Annotated in this window: 13 protein-coding genes; all 13 read left to right on the top strand. The window is 37.9% G+C overall.

The window, feature by feature from the left end; genetic code table 11:
• Window positions 1-53: 53 nt before the first annotated feature.
• Window positions 54-452: a DoxX family protein gene (locus tag ACQKFG_RS22905; protein WP_427563189.1), complete on the top strand. Its 399-nt coding sequence runs from the start codon at window positions 54-56 to the stop codon at window positions 450-452.
• Between the two features lie 266 nt (window positions 453-718).
• Window positions 719-1,687, top strand: coding sequence for a ring-cleaving dioxygenase (locus ACQKFG_RS22900; protein WP_427563187.1), 969 nt, complete (start codon window positions 719-721; stop codon window positions 1,685-1,687).
• Window positions 1,688-1,705: 18 nt separating this feature from the next.
• Complete coding sequence (locus tag ACQKFG_RS22895; RefSeq protein WP_427563185.1) at window positions 1,706-2,683, top strand: ring-cleaving dioxygenase; 978 nt, start codon at window positions 1,706-1,708, stop codon at window positions 2,681-2,683.
• Between the two features lie 481 nt (window positions 2,684-3,164).
• Complete coding sequence (wrbA, locus tag ACQKFG_RS22890; RefSeq protein ID WP_342615820.1) at window positions 3,165-3,776, top strand: NAD(P)H:quinone oxidoreductase; 612 nt, start codon at window positions 3,165-3,167, stop codon at window positions 3,774-3,776.
• Between the two features lie 673 nt (window positions 3,777-4,449).
• Entirely contained in the window at window positions 4,450-6,423 is a 1,974-nt protein-coding gene (locus ACQKFG_RS22885) for a transporter substrate-binding domain-containing protein (RefSeq protein ID WP_427563183.1), read from the top strand.
• Between the two features lie 19 nt (window positions 6,424-6,442).
• On the top strand, window positions 6,443-7,798 hold the full coding sequence (locus tag ACQKFG_RS22880) for a sigma-54-dependent transcriptional regulator (RefSeq protein ID WP_427563181.1): 1,356 nt from the start codon (window positions 6,443-6,445) through the stop codon (window positions 7,796-7,798).
• A 300-nt stretch (window positions 7,799-8,098) separates the two neighbouring features.
• Window positions 8,099-9,043, top strand: a complete 945-nt coding sequence (gene hutG / locus ACQKFG_RS22875; protein WP_427563180.1) for a formimidoylglutamase — start codon at window positions 8,099-8,101, stop codon at window positions 9,041-9,043.
• Window positions 9,044-9,048: 5 nt separating this feature from the next.
• A complete protein-coding gene (gltS, locus tag ACQKFG_RS22870) occupies window positions 9,049-10,242 on the top strand; it encodes a sodium/glutamate symporter (protein ID WP_342615551.1) in 1,194 nt (397 codons plus the stop codon).
• A gap of 410 nt (window positions 10,243-10,652) precedes the next feature.
• Window positions 10,653-11,261 (top strand): HutD/Ves family protein, encoded by a 609-nt coding sequence (locus ACQKFG_RS22865; protein WP_427563177.1) that lies wholly within the window; start codon window positions 10,653-10,655, stop codon window positions 11,259-11,261.
• A 382-nt stretch (window positions 11,262-11,643) separates the two neighbouring features.
• Window positions 11,644-12,831 carry a hypothetical protein gene (locus ACQKFG_RS22860; protein ID WP_427563175.1) on the top strand — a complete coding sequence of 396 codons (1,188 nt, stop codon included), beginning with the start codon at window positions 11,644-11,646 and terminating at the stop codon, window positions 12,829-12,831.
• 17 nt (window positions 12,832-12,848) lie between these two features.
• Complete coding sequence (locus tag ACQKFG_RS22855; protein ID WP_427563173.1) at window positions 12,849-14,075, top strand: Zn-dependent hydrolase; 1,227 nt, start codon at window positions 12,849-12,851, stop codon at window positions 14,073-14,075.
• Between the two features lie 2 nt (window positions 14,076-14,077).
• Complete coding sequence (locus ACQKFG_RS22850; protein ID WP_427563171.1) at window positions 14,078-15,253, top strand: M20 family metallopeptidase; 1,176 nt, start codon at window positions 14,078-14,080, stop codon at window positions 15,251-15,253.
• A 456-nt stretch (window positions 15,254-15,709) separates the two neighbouring features.
• Window positions 15,710-16,108: a YybH family protein gene (locus tag ACQKFG_RS22845; protein WP_427563170.1), complete on the top strand. Its 399-nt coding sequence runs from the start codon at window positions 15,710-15,712 to the stop codon at window positions 16,106-16,108.
• Window positions 16,109-16,173: the final 65 nt, after the last annotated feature.

Raw genomic sequence — 16,173 nt, 5'->3', positions numbered from 1 at the left:
TTTTTTGTAATGATATCTCGAATTCGAGATAAAATATTAAGGGGGATTTTACTATGATAAATATAGGTTTATTAATAATTCGTTTGGTAATTGGTTTATTGTTCATTGGGCACGGTGCTCAAAAGTTGTTTGGTTGGTTCGGTGGCCATGGATTGAAAGGAACAGGTGGATGGTTTGAATCCATTGGCATGAAGCCAGGAGTAACCATGGCTCTTTTCGCAGGGGTAGCAGAACTTATTGGGGGACTTTTGTTTGCTTTAGGTCTATTAACGCCACTTGCAGGAATTATGATTGCGGGAACAATGATAATGGCTATCGTAAAAGTGCATGCTCCAAATGGATTATGGGCAACAGCTAATGGATATGAATACAACTTAACGTTGCTTGCAGTTGCTATCGGTATAGCTTTGGTCGGTCCGGGTCAATATGCTTTAGATTCATTTTTATTCTAAAATACCTCAAATTAAAGATTATTTAAATTTAAAATAAAATATTCGACATGTGTTAGCCATTTTAAATGGGCAAAATAAGGTAGTTAGGTTAACTGGAACAAACGATCCATTAATATCACCATTGAAATCAGTTGAACGCAACGTTATTGGAAAATTATAGGGTGGATTTTGAGATTCATTGGGAAAATAGGGAACATCAATTGACCATTGAAGGATTGAAACCGCAGCTGAGTGGTATACAAATATTGTGACAGGAGTGAAATGAGATGGAACTCTTAGGACTACATCATGTATCGATATTAACAGGAAAAGCGGAAAAAAATTATGAATTTTATACAAAAATTTTAGGAATGAGATTGGTAAAGAAAACGGTTAACCAAGATAATACAGAATCCTATCACCTATTCTATGCTGACGCGGAAGGAACCCCAGGAACTGAAGTTACGTTCTTTGACATTCCTCATCTTGGGCAAACATACAGGGGAACTTCAGATATTTCTACCGTATCACTAAGGGTTAGGAATTCAGATTCATTGTTATTTTGGAAAGAACGTTTTAAACAATTTGGGGTTGAACATGATGATATTCAAAAAAGAGCAAATCGTGAAACATTGGCTTTCAGAGATTTCGAGGGGACTCGCTTAATACTGGTAGCCGATAACGGTGAAAAAGGTGTGAGAGCGGGTATTCCTTGGAAAAAGGATGACATTCCACTGGAACACGCCATTATTGGTTTAGGACCTGTTACCCTTACAGTCGCAATTGCAGAACCAACGATTGGTGTTTTAACAGGAGTTATGGGTTTTCGATTTACCAGTTCTTATCCTTCACTTGAAGGGGAGTATCCAGATATATTGATTTATGCAACGGGTGAAGGCGGCAGCGGTACGGAAGTTCATATTGAAACAAGACCAGATTTGCCAAGAGTCCGCTTAGGTCGTGGAGGTGTTCACCATGTTGCCTTCCGTGTTCCGAATGAGGAAGAATATGATCAATGGGCAGAGCGTTTGAAAGAATACAGCTTATCGAATTCAGGGAAAGTGGAACGGTATTACTTCAAGGCATTATATTTCAGGGAACCTAATGGTATATTATTTGAATTATCAACGGATACACCAGGATTTGCGACAGATGAACCAATGGAAACAATGGGGGAAAAACTATCACTTCCACCATTTTTGGAGCCAAATCGCAAAGAGATCGAAGAAAAATTGCGACCTTTAATCTTAAATTAAATCTTGGAGGAATATATAATGAACGGTCTAAAAGGAATACACCATGTAACAGCTATTACAAGTAGTGCAGAAAAGAACTATGAATTTTTCACTTTTGTTTTAGGTATGCGTTTAGTTAAAAAAACGGTAAATCAAGATGATATTCAAACCTATCATTTATTCTTTGCTGATGATAAAGGCAGCGCAGGCACAGACATGACTTTCTTTGATTTCCCCGGCATTCCTAAAGGCGTACATGGTACAAACGAGATTTCAAAGACATCTTTCCGTGTACCGAGTGATGAATCATTAAACTATTGGGTAAAACGTTTTGATCGTTTAGAAGTCAAACATACTGGCATCAAAGAGCAATTTGGCAAGAAAACCCTCTCTTTCATTGATTTTGATGATCAGCAATATCAATTGATTTCAGATGAATTCAACAAAGGGGTGGAATCTGGAACACCATGGCAAAAAGGTCCAATTCCACTGGAATATGCAATTACTGGTTTAGGACCGATTTTTGTCCGTATTTCGAACTTTGATTACTTTAAAGAAATGATGGAAAAAGTTCTATTATTTAAAGAGACAGATAAAGAAGGATCAATTCATTTATTTGAAGTGGGGGAAGGCGGGAATGGTGCCTCGGTCATTGTAGAATATAATGCCATTCTTCCTGAAGCCCGGCAAGGTTTTGGTACGGTTCACCATGCGGCATTACGTGTAGAAGATCGCTCTGTATTAGAAGAATGGATTGAACGGATGAATAGTTTTGGGTTCCATACATCCGGTTATGTAAACCGTCACTTTTTTGAGTCATTATACGTAAGAGTTGCACCGCAAATTTTATTTGAGTTTGCTACAGATGGTCCCGGTTTCATGGGAGATGAACCTTATGAAACCCTTGGTGAAAAATTATCTTTACCTCCATTCTTAGAGCCTAAACGTACAGAAATAGAAAAATTAGTTCGCCCAATTGAAACAGTGAGAAGTACAAAGGAATTCATCAAAGAATAAAAGGGAAAATATTAAACGAAACAGATATTTACGAAGAAAAGTGGAAAACTTTCGCTTTGCAACTTGATTGTGATGCAATGTACTTAAATTAAAGCAGGTCAGTTTAAGGGGATATTTGAATGATCTATCTTTTGGTTAAAAAAACATAATTTTCCAGATGTGCATATTCATGAAGATTTCAACAAGGCTAATCAAAAACAGTTGTAACACTTAAATATATCTTAAGAATTGCTAAATAACAAACAAAATCAAATATAGCTTTAAATAAAGTGTATACAAAATTACCGGATAAACTCAGGTTTATGGTAAGAATCCATTTTGAAAAAAAGATTAATCAAAATGGATTTTATCTAGCAAATAATATTTATGCCTTTGCTGAGGGATACTATCAGAAATAAAGAAGATATCTTCATTAAAAAAGAAGGTGTAATTTATGGGATTTTTAAACAAATTATTCGGTAAATCAAAGGAGATGGAAAATATGTCAAACGTTAAATTAGCAGTGGTATTTTACAGTATGGGTGGAACAAATTTTCAATTAGCAAAATGGGCTGAAGAAGGAGCAAAAGAAGCAGGTGCTGAAGTGAAAGTATTAAAAGTACAAGAATTAGCTCCTGAATCTGTTATTGAAGGAAATGAAGTATGGAAAGCAACTGTCGAAGCAACAAAAGACGTTCCAGTCGCAACATCAGCTGACCTAGAATGGGCAGATGCTATTATCTTCAGTGTCCCAACACGTTTTGGGAATATGCCATCACAAATGAAACAATTCCTCGATATCCAAGGTGGGCTTTGGGCAAGCGGTAAGACAGTGAATAAAGTAGTAAGTGCGATGACTTCTGCACAAAACCCACATGGTGGTCAAGAAGCTACATTGTTATCCTTATACACTTCTATGATGCACTGGGGTGCTATCATTGCTACTCCTGGTTATTCGGATCCGGTACTATTTGGTGCAGGCGGAAATCCATATGGAACAAGTGTAACAGTCGGACAAGATGGTAAGATGATTGAGGATGTTAAAGATGCTGTAAAACATCAAGCTAAACGTACAGTTACAGTTGCGGAATGGGTTAAAAAAGGTAATCAATAAATATATTCCAAATATATAAAGAGTCAATTGGTTATTGATTGGCTCTTTAATTTGGATAAAAGATCATGTTAAATATAATAAAATTCAAATAGGATTAGCATCAAGGGTTACACTTTAAAAATATCCTTTTTTAGGGGCTCGTGGTTTTTTCCCGAAGCCATGTTTGCTAAAAGGGTGATATTACTCGTCCCATGAGAGCTTCAAAAAGTAAGAATATTCATTGAAGTTTAAATGCCCTTTACACCCCAATGGATATTTTGGGGATTTCCCTTTAAATCGAAGGGCATAGGGGAAATACTCGCACCGTTCGTAAAAGTACGCTTAAACGAACGGTGCGATTTCTTTGTAAAAAAGTCAGATTCAACGTTTGTTTTAGCTAGAAAATAGTTTGCGAACGGCGAAAACACAATTGCTTTTACGCAAGTTTTGAACGGAATAAAATTCTTGAAATCAAAAATTCCCTTTATTCCCCAAATAAATGAACATTATCTACATACCATTTGCTATTCAAAAAAATATATTGTAATTCGACTTTCTGCCATGTATGGTGTTATGAAATGCACTTTAGCTTTTCTTATATACATTAAAAAGTTATCATGATAGAGTCTTTGTACATTGTAAATATACACATTAATGATACAAAACTGTATATATGGAAAAAAGGGGTGAGGCGATGAGAAAGTTACATATTATCTGTGCCGTTATAACCGTCTTCCTTTTCTTCTTTGGCTGTTTCTTTCCTTTTGCGGTGCATTCGGAAGCCCAGAAAGTGATACGGGTTGCAGGGGATAATAACTTTCCACCATTCGAATACTTGAGCGATTCGGGCGTTTATACCGGTTTTAATGTAGATATAATGAACGCCATTTCCATCGAGACTGGAATTAGGTTCGAATACTATCCTATGCCGTGGAACGAGGCGGTACAAGCTATGCGCTCTGGTAGAGTGGATGCGATTCAAGGCATGAAGTACAATCAGGAACGTGAAGAGATTTATGATTTTTCAGCTCCGTATTTCACAAGTTCACAAGGGATTTTTGTGTTGAAAGATAACATGTATATCCGAAAAATAGAAGATCTCAAAGGCCGGAAGGTAGCTGTACAAAAAGGTGATGTTGCAAGCGGTCTATTAAGTAAAGTAGATCGATTGCAATTGGTGGAAACTAATAATCAGCAAGAAGCCGTTCAGTCGTTGATCGACGGAAAAGTGGATGCTTTCATTGGAAATCGGATTACGGGTCAATATTTTCTACAGAAAAATGAGCAGCAATCACTCATTAAGATTGTCGGTGAATCACTTGACACTACAAATTATGCTGTAGCCGTGATGCCAAAAAATAAAGAGTTGCTGACACTATTCAATCAGGCAATTTCCCAAATCAAGAAAGATGGGACGTATGAAAAGATAGAGAAAAAGTGGTTCGGGGAATATATCCTGCCGAATACTCAACGACTACGCAAAACGATGTTGTATTTGGAAATTGGTCTTTTCATTACCTTCATTGTAATTTCTCTCATCTTATGGTGGAATCTCAGCCTTAAACGAGAAGTAGCTAAGCGAACCGAGCAAATTGAGCACGTAAATAAAGACTTGGAAGAGAAGATGCTGTTACTTGAGGAAAACATCCATTTTCAGCAGCAAGTATTAAACAGTGACTACAGTTCGCTTATTACATTGAATCAGCAAGGTCTTGTGTCAATGATCAATGTCAGGGCAATGGATTATTTGGAGTTGGACGGCAATGTTGTTAGAAAACCTTTTCAGGATCTGCCCATAACCAGTTTCATCCCGGAAAAGGAGATTAAGGCTGCGTTAGAGAGAAAGAGAGTTTTCTTACAAAAGGAAACGCTGTGGTCTCAGAATGCGAGCGAAAAAAGGTATATTACTTACAGCGTGTACCCAATTCAGACTATTGGGGGAGAAAATGTAGGTGCGGTGCTGAATTTTTTCGATATTACGGAACAAAAACAGCTGGAGAGAAAAGTGGCTCAGGATGATCGCTTACGTTCATTGGGACAACTTGTGGCGGGTATCGCACATGAGATAAGAAACCCGTTAACATCGATCCTTACCTATACACAATTACTGCCGAAAAAATTTGCAAGCGCAGATTTCCGTACATTCTTTTCCGAACAGGTCACTAGTGAAATTACAAGACTTAATACATTAATTAACGATTTGCTCGATTATTCCCGCCCTAAAAAATCAGAACCTGTCACGTTTTCGCTGAATGAGACCATGGAAGGGATTGAGCTATTGCTTAAGCCGAAAGTCAAAGAAAAAAACCTGCGTATTGTTCGTGAGTTCGCTAGGGACATACGGGCAACTGCAGATACACAGCAGATCAAACAAGTGCTGGTGAACGTCATTCTCAATGCCATTCAGGCGTCCAATTTAGGGGGAACCCTTATTTTTAGGGCATATTATCGGGATATGTTCACTGTCGTTGAAATCGAGGATGAAGGCATCGGCATTTCGGAAAAAGACATTGATAAGATCTTTGAACCGTTTTACACCAGGAAACCGAACGGGGTCGGGCTTGGTCTTTCTATTTCATATCAGCTTGTCAAAGAAAACGATGGTACTATTGAGACAAGAAGTGAAGTAGGAAAGGGTACAGTAGTTACCATTTGTTTACGGCATTAATACAGAAAGGGTGAAGACGATGTACGATATCATGATTATTGATGATGAGCCAACCATTTGTCAGTCACTAACGTTTGCATTGGAAGACCAGTATCATGTTTATTCGTTTACAGACCCACGTGAAGCGCTTCCACTTCTCGAAAGAGCGGAAATCGCCATCGTTTTGCTGGATTTGAAAATCGGGGAATACAATGGGATGGAAGTGTTAGAAGAAATCAAGCGCCTCTCCACCTCGACAGTCGTCATCATGATGACGGCCTATGGCACCATTCCATCTTCCGTGGAAGCAATGCGTAAGGGGGCGTTTTCATATGCAACAAAGCCTCTTCATATTGCTGAATTGGAAGTGCTGATGCAAAAAGCGGAAGAAGTGTATACGCTTCAGTCCAAAGTGAAATGGCTGAGTGAAGAATTGGATAAGGTGGCAGGAGTGAACGGCCTTATCGGTGAAAGTTTGTCAATGCGTAAAATATTCTCCCTAATCGAAAAAGTGAAGGATATCGATTCTAACATTCTCATAGAAGGGGAAAGTGGAACCGGCAAAGAAGTCGTCGCCAGAACAATCCATAATCAAAGCAAGCGCAGAAACAAAAAGTTTCAGGCTATTAATTGTGCCGCCATCCCGACTCACCTGTTGGAATCAGAATTATTTGGATACGAAAAGGGAGCATTTACAGGGGCGACACAGCGGAAATATGGACTTTTTGTGTTGGCGGAAGGAGGAACAATCTTTCTTGACGAAATTGGTGAGATGGATTTGGCGCTGCAAGGGAAAATTTTGCGCGTTCTACAGGAGAGAAAGGTAATGCCCGTTGGAGGGATGGAAGAAGTCAGCATCGATGTCCGTATCATTGCTGCGACAAACAGAGACTTGGTCAAAGAAGTAAAAGAAAATCGATTTCGTGAAGATTTATATTACAGATTAAATGTGATTCCGATTCACCTTCCTGCTTTACGTGAACGAAAAGAAGACATACCGTTGTTGTTGGAATTTTTCATTGCCAAAATCGGTGATAGAATGGGAAAACCTGTAGAAGGAATTTCCCATGAAGCGCTGCAGCTTTTACAGCAATATGACTTCCCAGGAAATATTCGGGAACTCCAGAACCTGATTGAAAGGGCCATTGCGCTTACGAATGAATCTTATATACAGAAAGCTGATTTACCTTCCGATATCCAAAAAAGCTCGCGCGCATTTTTCGGCAACACTTTAATCCCTGTCTATGTCGGCGAACCGCTTGAAGAAATCGAAAAAAGAGTGATTCTTCATAACCTTGCCGCTTTTAACGGTCATCAAAGGAGGACGGCGCAAACAATTGGCATCGGGGAGAGGACATTGCGAGATAAGTTGAAGAAATATCGGGAAGAAAAGTAGGCGGAAATTGCCGAGCGGCAATTTCCGCCTACTTTTTATTTTGAATATATCTTAATTATCCACTGTTTTTAAGGCGATGAACCTGGCATGAAACTTGCTTAATTAATATTGCAGTACAACCATTAAGCAGAATGGAGGGAATATAGATATTACACCATAATGGTTTACAGTACTGGACTGGGAATTACAGTGCAGCGGAAGCGGGGATGTGCAAAATGCTTCAGGTCTTTTATGATTGTACAACCCGAATGATTGGCGATTGCCATATGAAGTATTTTTATTAATGGGGAGGAAAAATAAATGTATGCGTTACCAAATATGGATTTATGGAAAGGCAGAACAGATAGTCTAGTAGATAAAGATGAATATAGAATTCATCAAATAGTTAAAGATAATCAATTCACTTCAATAAATCATGCATGTGGAATAATAGGGTTTTCTTGTGATGAGGGCGTACGCAGGAATAAAGGAAGACTTGGAAGCAAAGAAGCTCCAAATGAAATACGTAAATCCTTATCTTCTTTGTCTTGGCACGGCCAAGCAGAGGATAGTCTAGTTGATTTCGGAAATATTATTTGTGAAAATCAACAGTTAGAAGCAGCACAAGCTGAATTAGGAAGTCACGTAGAGAAAATAGTAACTAAAAATATGTTTCCTGTTATATTGGGGGGCGGACATGAAACCTTTTATGGTCATTATCTAGGGATCAGGTCGAGTGTAGGACTCAAAGCTAAGATAGGCATCCTTAACATTGATGCTCATTTTGACTTACGCTCATATGAAGAAATAACTTCTTCAGGAACGATGTTTAAACAAATATTAGATCATGATCATCAAGCAAGTTATTTGCCCATTGGTATTCAACGTTATGGAAATACAAAAAAATTATTTGACACTGCAACTTCTCTTGGGTGTTCCTGGATATTGGAAGAAGAATTGGCAGATGGGATTTCCGAGAAAAATGAAAGTGAAATTCTGAATTTTATGAATCAACATGATCATATTATTTTAACGCTTTGTATGGATGTTATTAACGCTTCTGAAGCACCAGGTGTAAGTGCACCTTCCTCATTTGGTCTTTCTGGAAAAATGGTTAGGCAGTTAATTCGTAAAATTACTTCACATCCGAAAACCATTTCATTTGATATCTGTGAAGTAAATCCATCATTGGATAATGATAATCGCACTGTAAAACTAGCTGCAAACCTAATAAATGAAGTATTTTTGTGTGTGGAGAGGAGATAGGAAATATGAGCATCGAGATCAATCAAACGATCACTATTTTTTTAGCGGTACTGCTTTTAGCACTAGGCGGGCTTATCGTTAAGAATGTCAAAATATTTAAACACTTTTGTATCCCTGCACCTGTTGTAGGGGGATTACTGTTTGCAATAGTCGCGACAAGTCTTAAAACCTTTCTAAACGTAACCATTTCATTAGATACGACACTCCAGGGATTATTCATGTTAACGTTTTTTACGACTGTTGGATTGGGTGCCAGTTTTCAATTAGTAAAAGTCGGCGGAAAATTTTTATTAATATATTGGTTGTTATGTGGTTTTCTGGCATTTGCTCAAAATTTAATTGGCATTTCTTTAGCACCGGTTTTTGGGATTGATCCATTGATTGGTATGATGGCAGGAGCGATATCCATGGAAGGGGGCATAGGTGCAGCTACAGCATTTGGTGGTACCATTGAATCGCTGGGAATTCAATCTGCCCAAGCAATTGGAATAGCGGCAGCTACATTAGGTTTAGTATTTGGTGGATTAGTTGGAGGTCCAACTGTAAAATATCTAATTAATAAACACAAATTAACACCAAGTAAAAAGGATATTGAAATTCAGGAAAAGAAAGAAATGGAAGACAAAATAGAATTGAATGCAGCTTCATTTATGAAACAAGTATTAATACTGACATTTTGTATGGCCTTAGGTTCATACTTAGGAGAGTTATTTTCGGCGAAGACAGGTTATGTTTTACCGAATTATGTTGGAGCAATGATAGTGGCTGTAATAGTCCGGAATATTTTGGATAAAATAAATGGAAAAATTATCGAAATGCCTAGTATAAATTTTATTGGAGATATTACTTTAGGTATTTTCTTATCAATGGCATTAATGAGTATAAAACTATGGGAAGTTGCTGACCTTGCATTACCTATCATTTTAATTGTGGTGATACAAGTAATCTTCATTATACTTTTAAGTATATTCATCATGTTTCGCTTTCTTGGCAAAAACTACGATGCGGCAGTTATGGTTGGAGGGTTTATCGGACATGGTATAGGGGCTACACCAAATGCTATGGCCAATATGTCGACGATCACTGCTAAATATGGACCTTCAAGTAAAGCGTATTTAATCGTTCCGATAGTGGGTGCATTTCTTATTGACGTTTTTGCCATGCCAATTATCATTGTAAGTATTAATCTATTAAAATGATAATGCTGGAATGAATTTCAAAATTAATAGTTTTTATGCAAAGCATGATATGGTCAAAGTATAGTTAGATATAGTGTTGATACCGAATGTTTTTAGTTGTATCAAAAACATTCGGTATTGTCTTTTTTTCTAAATTACCCATGTTGTAGTTAATACACATTGGTTTTTCTGTATGGTTATTAATTCACCGAAACCCCATCAATTTCAAGTAGGTATGAACGACCTTGTGTGTATAGCACGATCAAGTAAGAATGAAATTATGCTACGGTGATCAGAGTCCAGTATACCTAAGCCAGTTATGTCTCTCTTTTTACCGTATCCGCCCTAATGGAAATGAACAATTTTTTTGAACTGCACTCTGGTCGAAATTGTTTTCAACTTAAAGTAATAATAAAAAGGGGAGAAAATAGTTGTCATATTCACAAAAGATAATAAGAAAAAGTGAACAAATAACCAGTCTTTGGTCAGGTGGTAAAACAACTCAACTTGCCATTTATCCTGAAGATGGAGATTATTCGAAACGTGATTTCAAATGGCGGATTAGCACCGCAGATGTCGAGGTGGACGAATCCTCATTTACTCACCTTCCAGGCATTCAGAGAATCATCATGATCCTTGATGGTGAAATGCTGCTGGAACATAAGGGAAAGCACCGTGTGCATTTACAGCCATTTGAACAGGATCGGTTTGATGGAGGCTGGACAACCCGAAGTATTGGGAGGGTTACGGACTTTAATTTGATGTTAGCAGATGGATGCGAAGGAGACCTTAGCACGATTCATTTGACTGATGGAATCCATTCTGAAGTGTTGGATAATGGGGAATCTACGACAAGAACCGACGCCTATTATTGTTTCAAAGGAAAAAGTAGAATGAGTATCGATGAAAAAGAGTCTATTGTTTTAGGGCAAGGTGACTTGGTAATCTTGAACATGGATCATTTCTGCAATAATATAAAGTTATCCAATTACGAAGATCACGTATCTTCAACAATTATTAAGGTAAGTATTTTTTATTGATGGAAGTTTTGGTTCAAGTGCAAAAAACATTCAATTATGAAAGTAGAAAGAGTTTACTTTTTTCAGATTATATACAGTAAAAAGTAAACAGGATATTGAATAATCATTAATCAGAGCTGTCCTTAGACGGCTTTTTCTTTTTAAAATAAATGGAGATAATTCAGCGACTTAAGGAGATAAAGACTCTATAAAATGATTAAAATTATTTTGATATATCCAAATTTCAGATAATTTGGTATGTGGAATCTGAATTAAAACACTTACATTTCCTATTATCTGTGCATAATTACCTGAAAATATTGAATTGTCTTTAAATTAAAATGATTTAGTGTTATTATTTTAGAATATTCAAACTAGTAAATTGGAAGGTGAGGGAACTCATATGTCACAGATGTTGGCTTTAGTTATTGTTATTCTGATTTTATTTGTGGGAGACATTGTGGCGGTTCGGACAAAAGCCTGGGTACCTTCCGTTTTCGTTTCCGCAATCCTATTTCTATGTGGTTATTGGACATTCTTCCCGCAAGACATCGTTTCAATAGCAGGTGTTCCACCGGTAGTGGCAACCATGATGATGTACCTATTGATCACGAATATGGGAACATTGCTTTCAATAAGAGAATTGGTGAATCAATGGAAAACGATTGTCATCTCCTTATCTGGTATTCTTGGTATTGTTGCACTTATATTCGGAATTGGCATATTCATATTTGATCTGCAAACTGTCCTTGTGGCGATTCCACCTTTAGTGGGCGGTATGGTATCTTCAATAATCATGTCAGAAGGAGCGGCGGACGCAGGACTAACGAGTTTGTCCGTTTTTGCCATTGTTATTTATGTAATGCAGGGCTTTGCTGGATATCCTTTAACTTCAATTGTGTTGAAGAAAGAAGGGAAGAAGCTATTGGGGCAATATCGCAATGGGCAATTAACGGTAAAAAAGAGTGATACTGCAGCCACTTCAGAAGGTATGACGGAACTTAAGCTGTTTAAAAAACTTCCTGAAAAATATAATACGGAATATTTTAAATTTTTCAGACTTGCGGTTGTTGCTTTTCTCGCTTACCTTGTTTCGACTGGATTAGAGCCGATTATATCAATAAATGCATTTGTTCTCTGCTTACTATTCGGGGTTGTCGGAAAAAGTATAGGTTTCTTGGAAAAGCAGACTCTGCAAAAAGCAAATGGATTTGGATTTGCCATCATGGCCCTTATGCTTTTCGTCTTTGACGGATTAAAAAATGCAACACCAAGTATGATGGTGGATATCCTTTACCCACTTATTGTTTGCATTTTCTTAGCTGTTATTGGCATGTATATATTCTCATTCATTGCAGGGAAATTGTTAAATGTCAGCAAAGAATTGGCCTTTGCTGTATCTTTAACAGCTTTATACGGATTTCCAGCCGATTACATTATCACCAATGAAGTCGTCAATTCATTAACAAAAGATGAAAATGAAAAAGAAGCATTGCTAAGCCATATGCTGCCGCCGATGCTTGTTGGTGGATTTATATCGGTTACAATCGTGTCGGTTATTTTGGCAGGAATATTTGTACAATTCTTGTAAAAAAGGAGGAATTCCAAGTGAGTCTTATCGAACATATAAAAAAGCAAATAAATGATTTGAGCGAATTTACATCAACACCCGGAAAAGGGACAACCCGGCTTACGTATAGCAAGGAAGACTTACTTACACGCAATTATATTAAAAATAAAATGATGGAAACCGGTCTAACAGTAAAGGAAGATGGACTTGGAAATATTTTTGGAAAGCTTGAAGGTACTTTAAAGGATGCACCAAGCGTTTTGATCGGTTCACACTTTGATTCCGTACCAAACGGTGGTGCGTATGACGGACCAGCCGGTGTAATTGTCGCTCTTGAAGTGGCTGCCCTATTTGCAGAAAATCAATTAACACCTAAATATCCATTGGAAATCGTTGCCCTGATTGAAGAAGAGGGCGCTCGTTTTGGCGGGGGACTAATGGGGTCGAGAGGAATAATGGGAACGCTTAGTGAGGAAAGTTTTAAAAATTTAAAGGATAAAGATGGTATCACAACAATTGAAGCGATGTCAAAAATTGGACTGGATTTCTCTCTTCCGAAAAGAAGAAATCCCAATAGCATTAAAGCATTTCTCGAATTGCATATAGAACAAGGTCCAATCCTTGAAGAGAAGAATATCCCCATTGGTATTGTAGAAGCGATTGTTGGTTTAACTCAATTTGAAGTGACCATTGAAGGAAAGGCAGGACATGCAGGCACAACCCCGATGGATCGCCGTACGGATGCATTGGTTGCAGCCGCTCAGATTATTTCTCAATTACCGAGCCTTGCAATTGAGGAAGGTGAAGGAACGGTTATCACGACAGGACGACTACATGTTTTACCAAATGGAGCTAACGTCATCCCAAATAAAGTCGAATTTTCGATAGATATCCGATCTAGCAAGGAAGAACATATTAACAATGTTATCAAGCGGATGAAAGAATTAATCGAATCCTATCATGAACAGGGAATCCATACAACTGCGGAACAGGTGTTATATATGCCGCCAAAGGTATTGAGTGATGAAATAAAAGCTTTATTAAAAGATAAAAGTTCTGATTTGGAAATTCCATACTGTTCCATTAATAGTGGAGCAGGTCATGATGCGATGGTTTTTTCCGATGTGACTGATGTTGGCATGCTCTTTGTTCCAAGTAAATCAGGACTAAGTCATTGTCCAGAAGAATGGTCTGATGCACGTCATATAGCAAATGGAGTGCAAATATTTTACGAAGTGGCTAAATGTTTAACGGAGGTAGAATGAGGATGATTAATCAAACGATAAAAGAAGCGATTCAAAATAATAGTGATGAATTAATAGAAATACGTAGAAAACTTCATAGCGAACCTGAGTTATCATGGGAAGAAGAAAATACAACGGCCTTTATTTGTGAATACCTTGAAGAATTAGGAATACCTTATCGCAAAGCAGAACCAACAGGTGTCATTGCACAAATTAAAGGCGGTAAGGCAGGAAAGACAGTAGCATTAAGAGCGGATATGGACGCCCTTTCTGTTGAAGAATTAACTAAAGACTTGCCGTATGCTTCAAAAGAAGAAGGAAAAATGCATGCATGTGGTCATGATGCACATACATCCATGTTATTAATTGCAGCGAAGGCACTAAACGAAATAAAAGAAGAATTACCTGGGAATGTGCGATTAATCTTTCAACCAGCTGAAGAAGTAGCAACAGGTGCAAAGGAAATGGTTAAACAAGGGGCTGTCAAAGGTGTTGATAATGTTTTTGGCATACATATTTGGTCGCAAATGCCAACAAACAAGGTTGCTTGTTCTCAAGGTCCTTCATTCGCTTCAGCAGATATCTTTACAGTAACGTTTAAAGGAAGAGGGGGACATGGTGCCATGCCACAGGATTGTATCGATGCTACTATTGTGGCCTCTTCATTCGTAATGAATGTACAATCTGTCGTATCAAGAACGGTCGACCCACAAAATCCCGCAGTTTTGACAGTTGGAAAAATGGTCGTGGGCACACGATTTAATGTCATTGCAGAAAATGCCGTTATTGAAGGGACTGTCCGTTGTTTTGATCCTAAAACACGTGACCATATTGAAAGACAGCTCCAGATTTATGCTGAAAATGTTGCCAATATGTACGGTGCGACCGCACAGGTTGAGTATTACCGTGGAACGCAAGCTGTCATTAATGATGAATACAGTGCAAAATTAGTGCAAAAAGTTGCTTCAAATGCGTTTGGCGAAGACGCAGTATATAATGAAAAGCCAACAATGGGTGGAGAAGATTTTAGTTTCTATTTGGATGAAGTACCTGGAAGCTTCGCTTTAGTTGGATCTGGAAACCCTGAAAAGGATACGGAATGGGCCCATCATCACGGGAAATTCAACATCGACGAAGATGCGCTTGCTACCGGTGCAGAACTTTACGCTCAATATGCCTGGGCATATTTGCACGAATAACGGACTGATAAAAGAGGGAATACGGAAATTGTTAAAAGGTAGAAGGCCGCCGATTGGCGGCCTTTTGGCGTTTAGGGTTAAATTTAACTAAAAGGGCTTTGCGCACAGTCAAAAGGGAATGGATTTTACCATTCCCTTTTTATAATGTCGTTCTTATTTAACTTTTGTAAAGGTGAGAAGCTGTGTACTCCACATTGCTGATAAATGCAAATAAACCTTTTGTTGGCATTTACGTTCTGCATTCATTTCACTTTGCATCAAGTTGAAAGTTGCATGAAACAATTTGTAATGATAATGAACCGTAGTAATTCATTATCTAGAACCCTTATGTGCATTCACCTTAATTTAATTAAGCATTCTCTTTTTTATTATTGAGCAGGAATCCCCATCACGGCAGTCGAACATCAATTAGTAACAGAGCGGTCTAATTAAGAGAAGCTGAATAGGAGTGTGAATATGCAGAATCATGAGCTGGAACAAGTCATAAAAAATGCAGACAGTGCAATAAACAATGAGGATTTCGATCATTTAATGGAGTTCTATTCAGAGGAAGCGACTTTAGTTGTCAAACCTGGAACATTCGCAAAAGGGAAAGAGGAAATTCGTCGTGCATTCATTGCTATCGCTGAATACTTTAATCACAGTTTAATCGTCAATCAAGAAAAGATGGCAATAATTGAAACGGGTGATACGGCATTGGTTGTGGCAAAAGCCCAGCTTAGTGCCAATCAAAAGGATGATTCCGAATTCTCTATGGAAAGAACTGCGACATATGTATTTAAAAAGGATTCCACGGGTACATGGCGCTGTATAATCGACAACTCTTATGGTGCTGAAATAATTGAAGAATTGTAGTAATTGGTGAAAGCCGCCTTATATGGTGGCTTTTTATATTTTTTTTAGCAAATAAATATCTTCTA

This window comes from Peribacillus sp. NPDC076916, assembly GCF_050269675.1.
GTDB lineage: Bacteria > Bacillota > Bacilli > Bacillales > DSM-1321 > Peribacillus > Peribacillus aracenensis.
The sequence above is the reverse complement of the archived record's forward strand: the minus strand, read 5'-3'. Positions and strand labels throughout refer to the sequence as shown.

Coding starts and splice junctions, on each gene's coding strand:
- ACQKFG_RS22905 (WP_427563189.1), top strand. CDS start 54: ATGATAAATATAGGTTTATTAATAATTCGTTTGGTAATTGGTTTATTG.
- ACQKFG_RS22900 (WP_427563187.1), top strand. CDS start 719: ATGGAACTCTTAGGACTACATCATGTATCGATATTAACAGGAAAAGCG.
- ACQKFG_RS22895 (WP_427563185.1), top strand. CDS start 1,706: ATGAACGGTCTAAAAGGAATACACCATGTAACAGCTATTACAAGTAGT.
- wrbA (WP_342615820.1), top strand. CDS start 3,165: ATGTCAAACGTTAAATTAGCAGTGGTATTTTACAGTATGGGTGGAACA.
- ACQKFG_RS22885 (WP_427563183.1), top strand. CDS start 4,450: ATGAGAAAGTTACATATTATCTGTGCCGTTATAACCGTCTTCCTTTTC.
- ACQKFG_RS22880 (WP_427563181.1), top strand. CDS start 6,443: ATGTACGATATCATGATTATTGATGATGAGCCAACCATTTGTCAGTCA.
- hutG (WP_427563180.1), top strand. CDS start 8,099: ATGTATGCGTTACCAAATATGGATTTATGGAAAGGCAGAACAGATAGT.
- gltS (WP_342615551.1), top strand. CDS start 9,049: ATGAGCATCGAGATCAATCAAACGATCACTATTTTTTTAGCGGTACTG.
- ACQKFG_RS22860 (WP_427563175.1), top strand. CDS start 11,644: ATGTCACAGATGTTGGCTTTAGTTATTGTTATTCTGATTTTATTTGTG.
- ACQKFG_RS22850 (WP_427563171.1), top strand. CDS start 14,078: ATGATTAATCAAACGATAAAAGAAGCGATTCAAAATAATAGTGATGAA.
- ACQKFG_RS22845 (WP_427563170.1), top strand. CDS start 15,710: ATGCAGAATCATGAGCTGGAACAAGTCATAAAAAATGCAGACAGTGCA.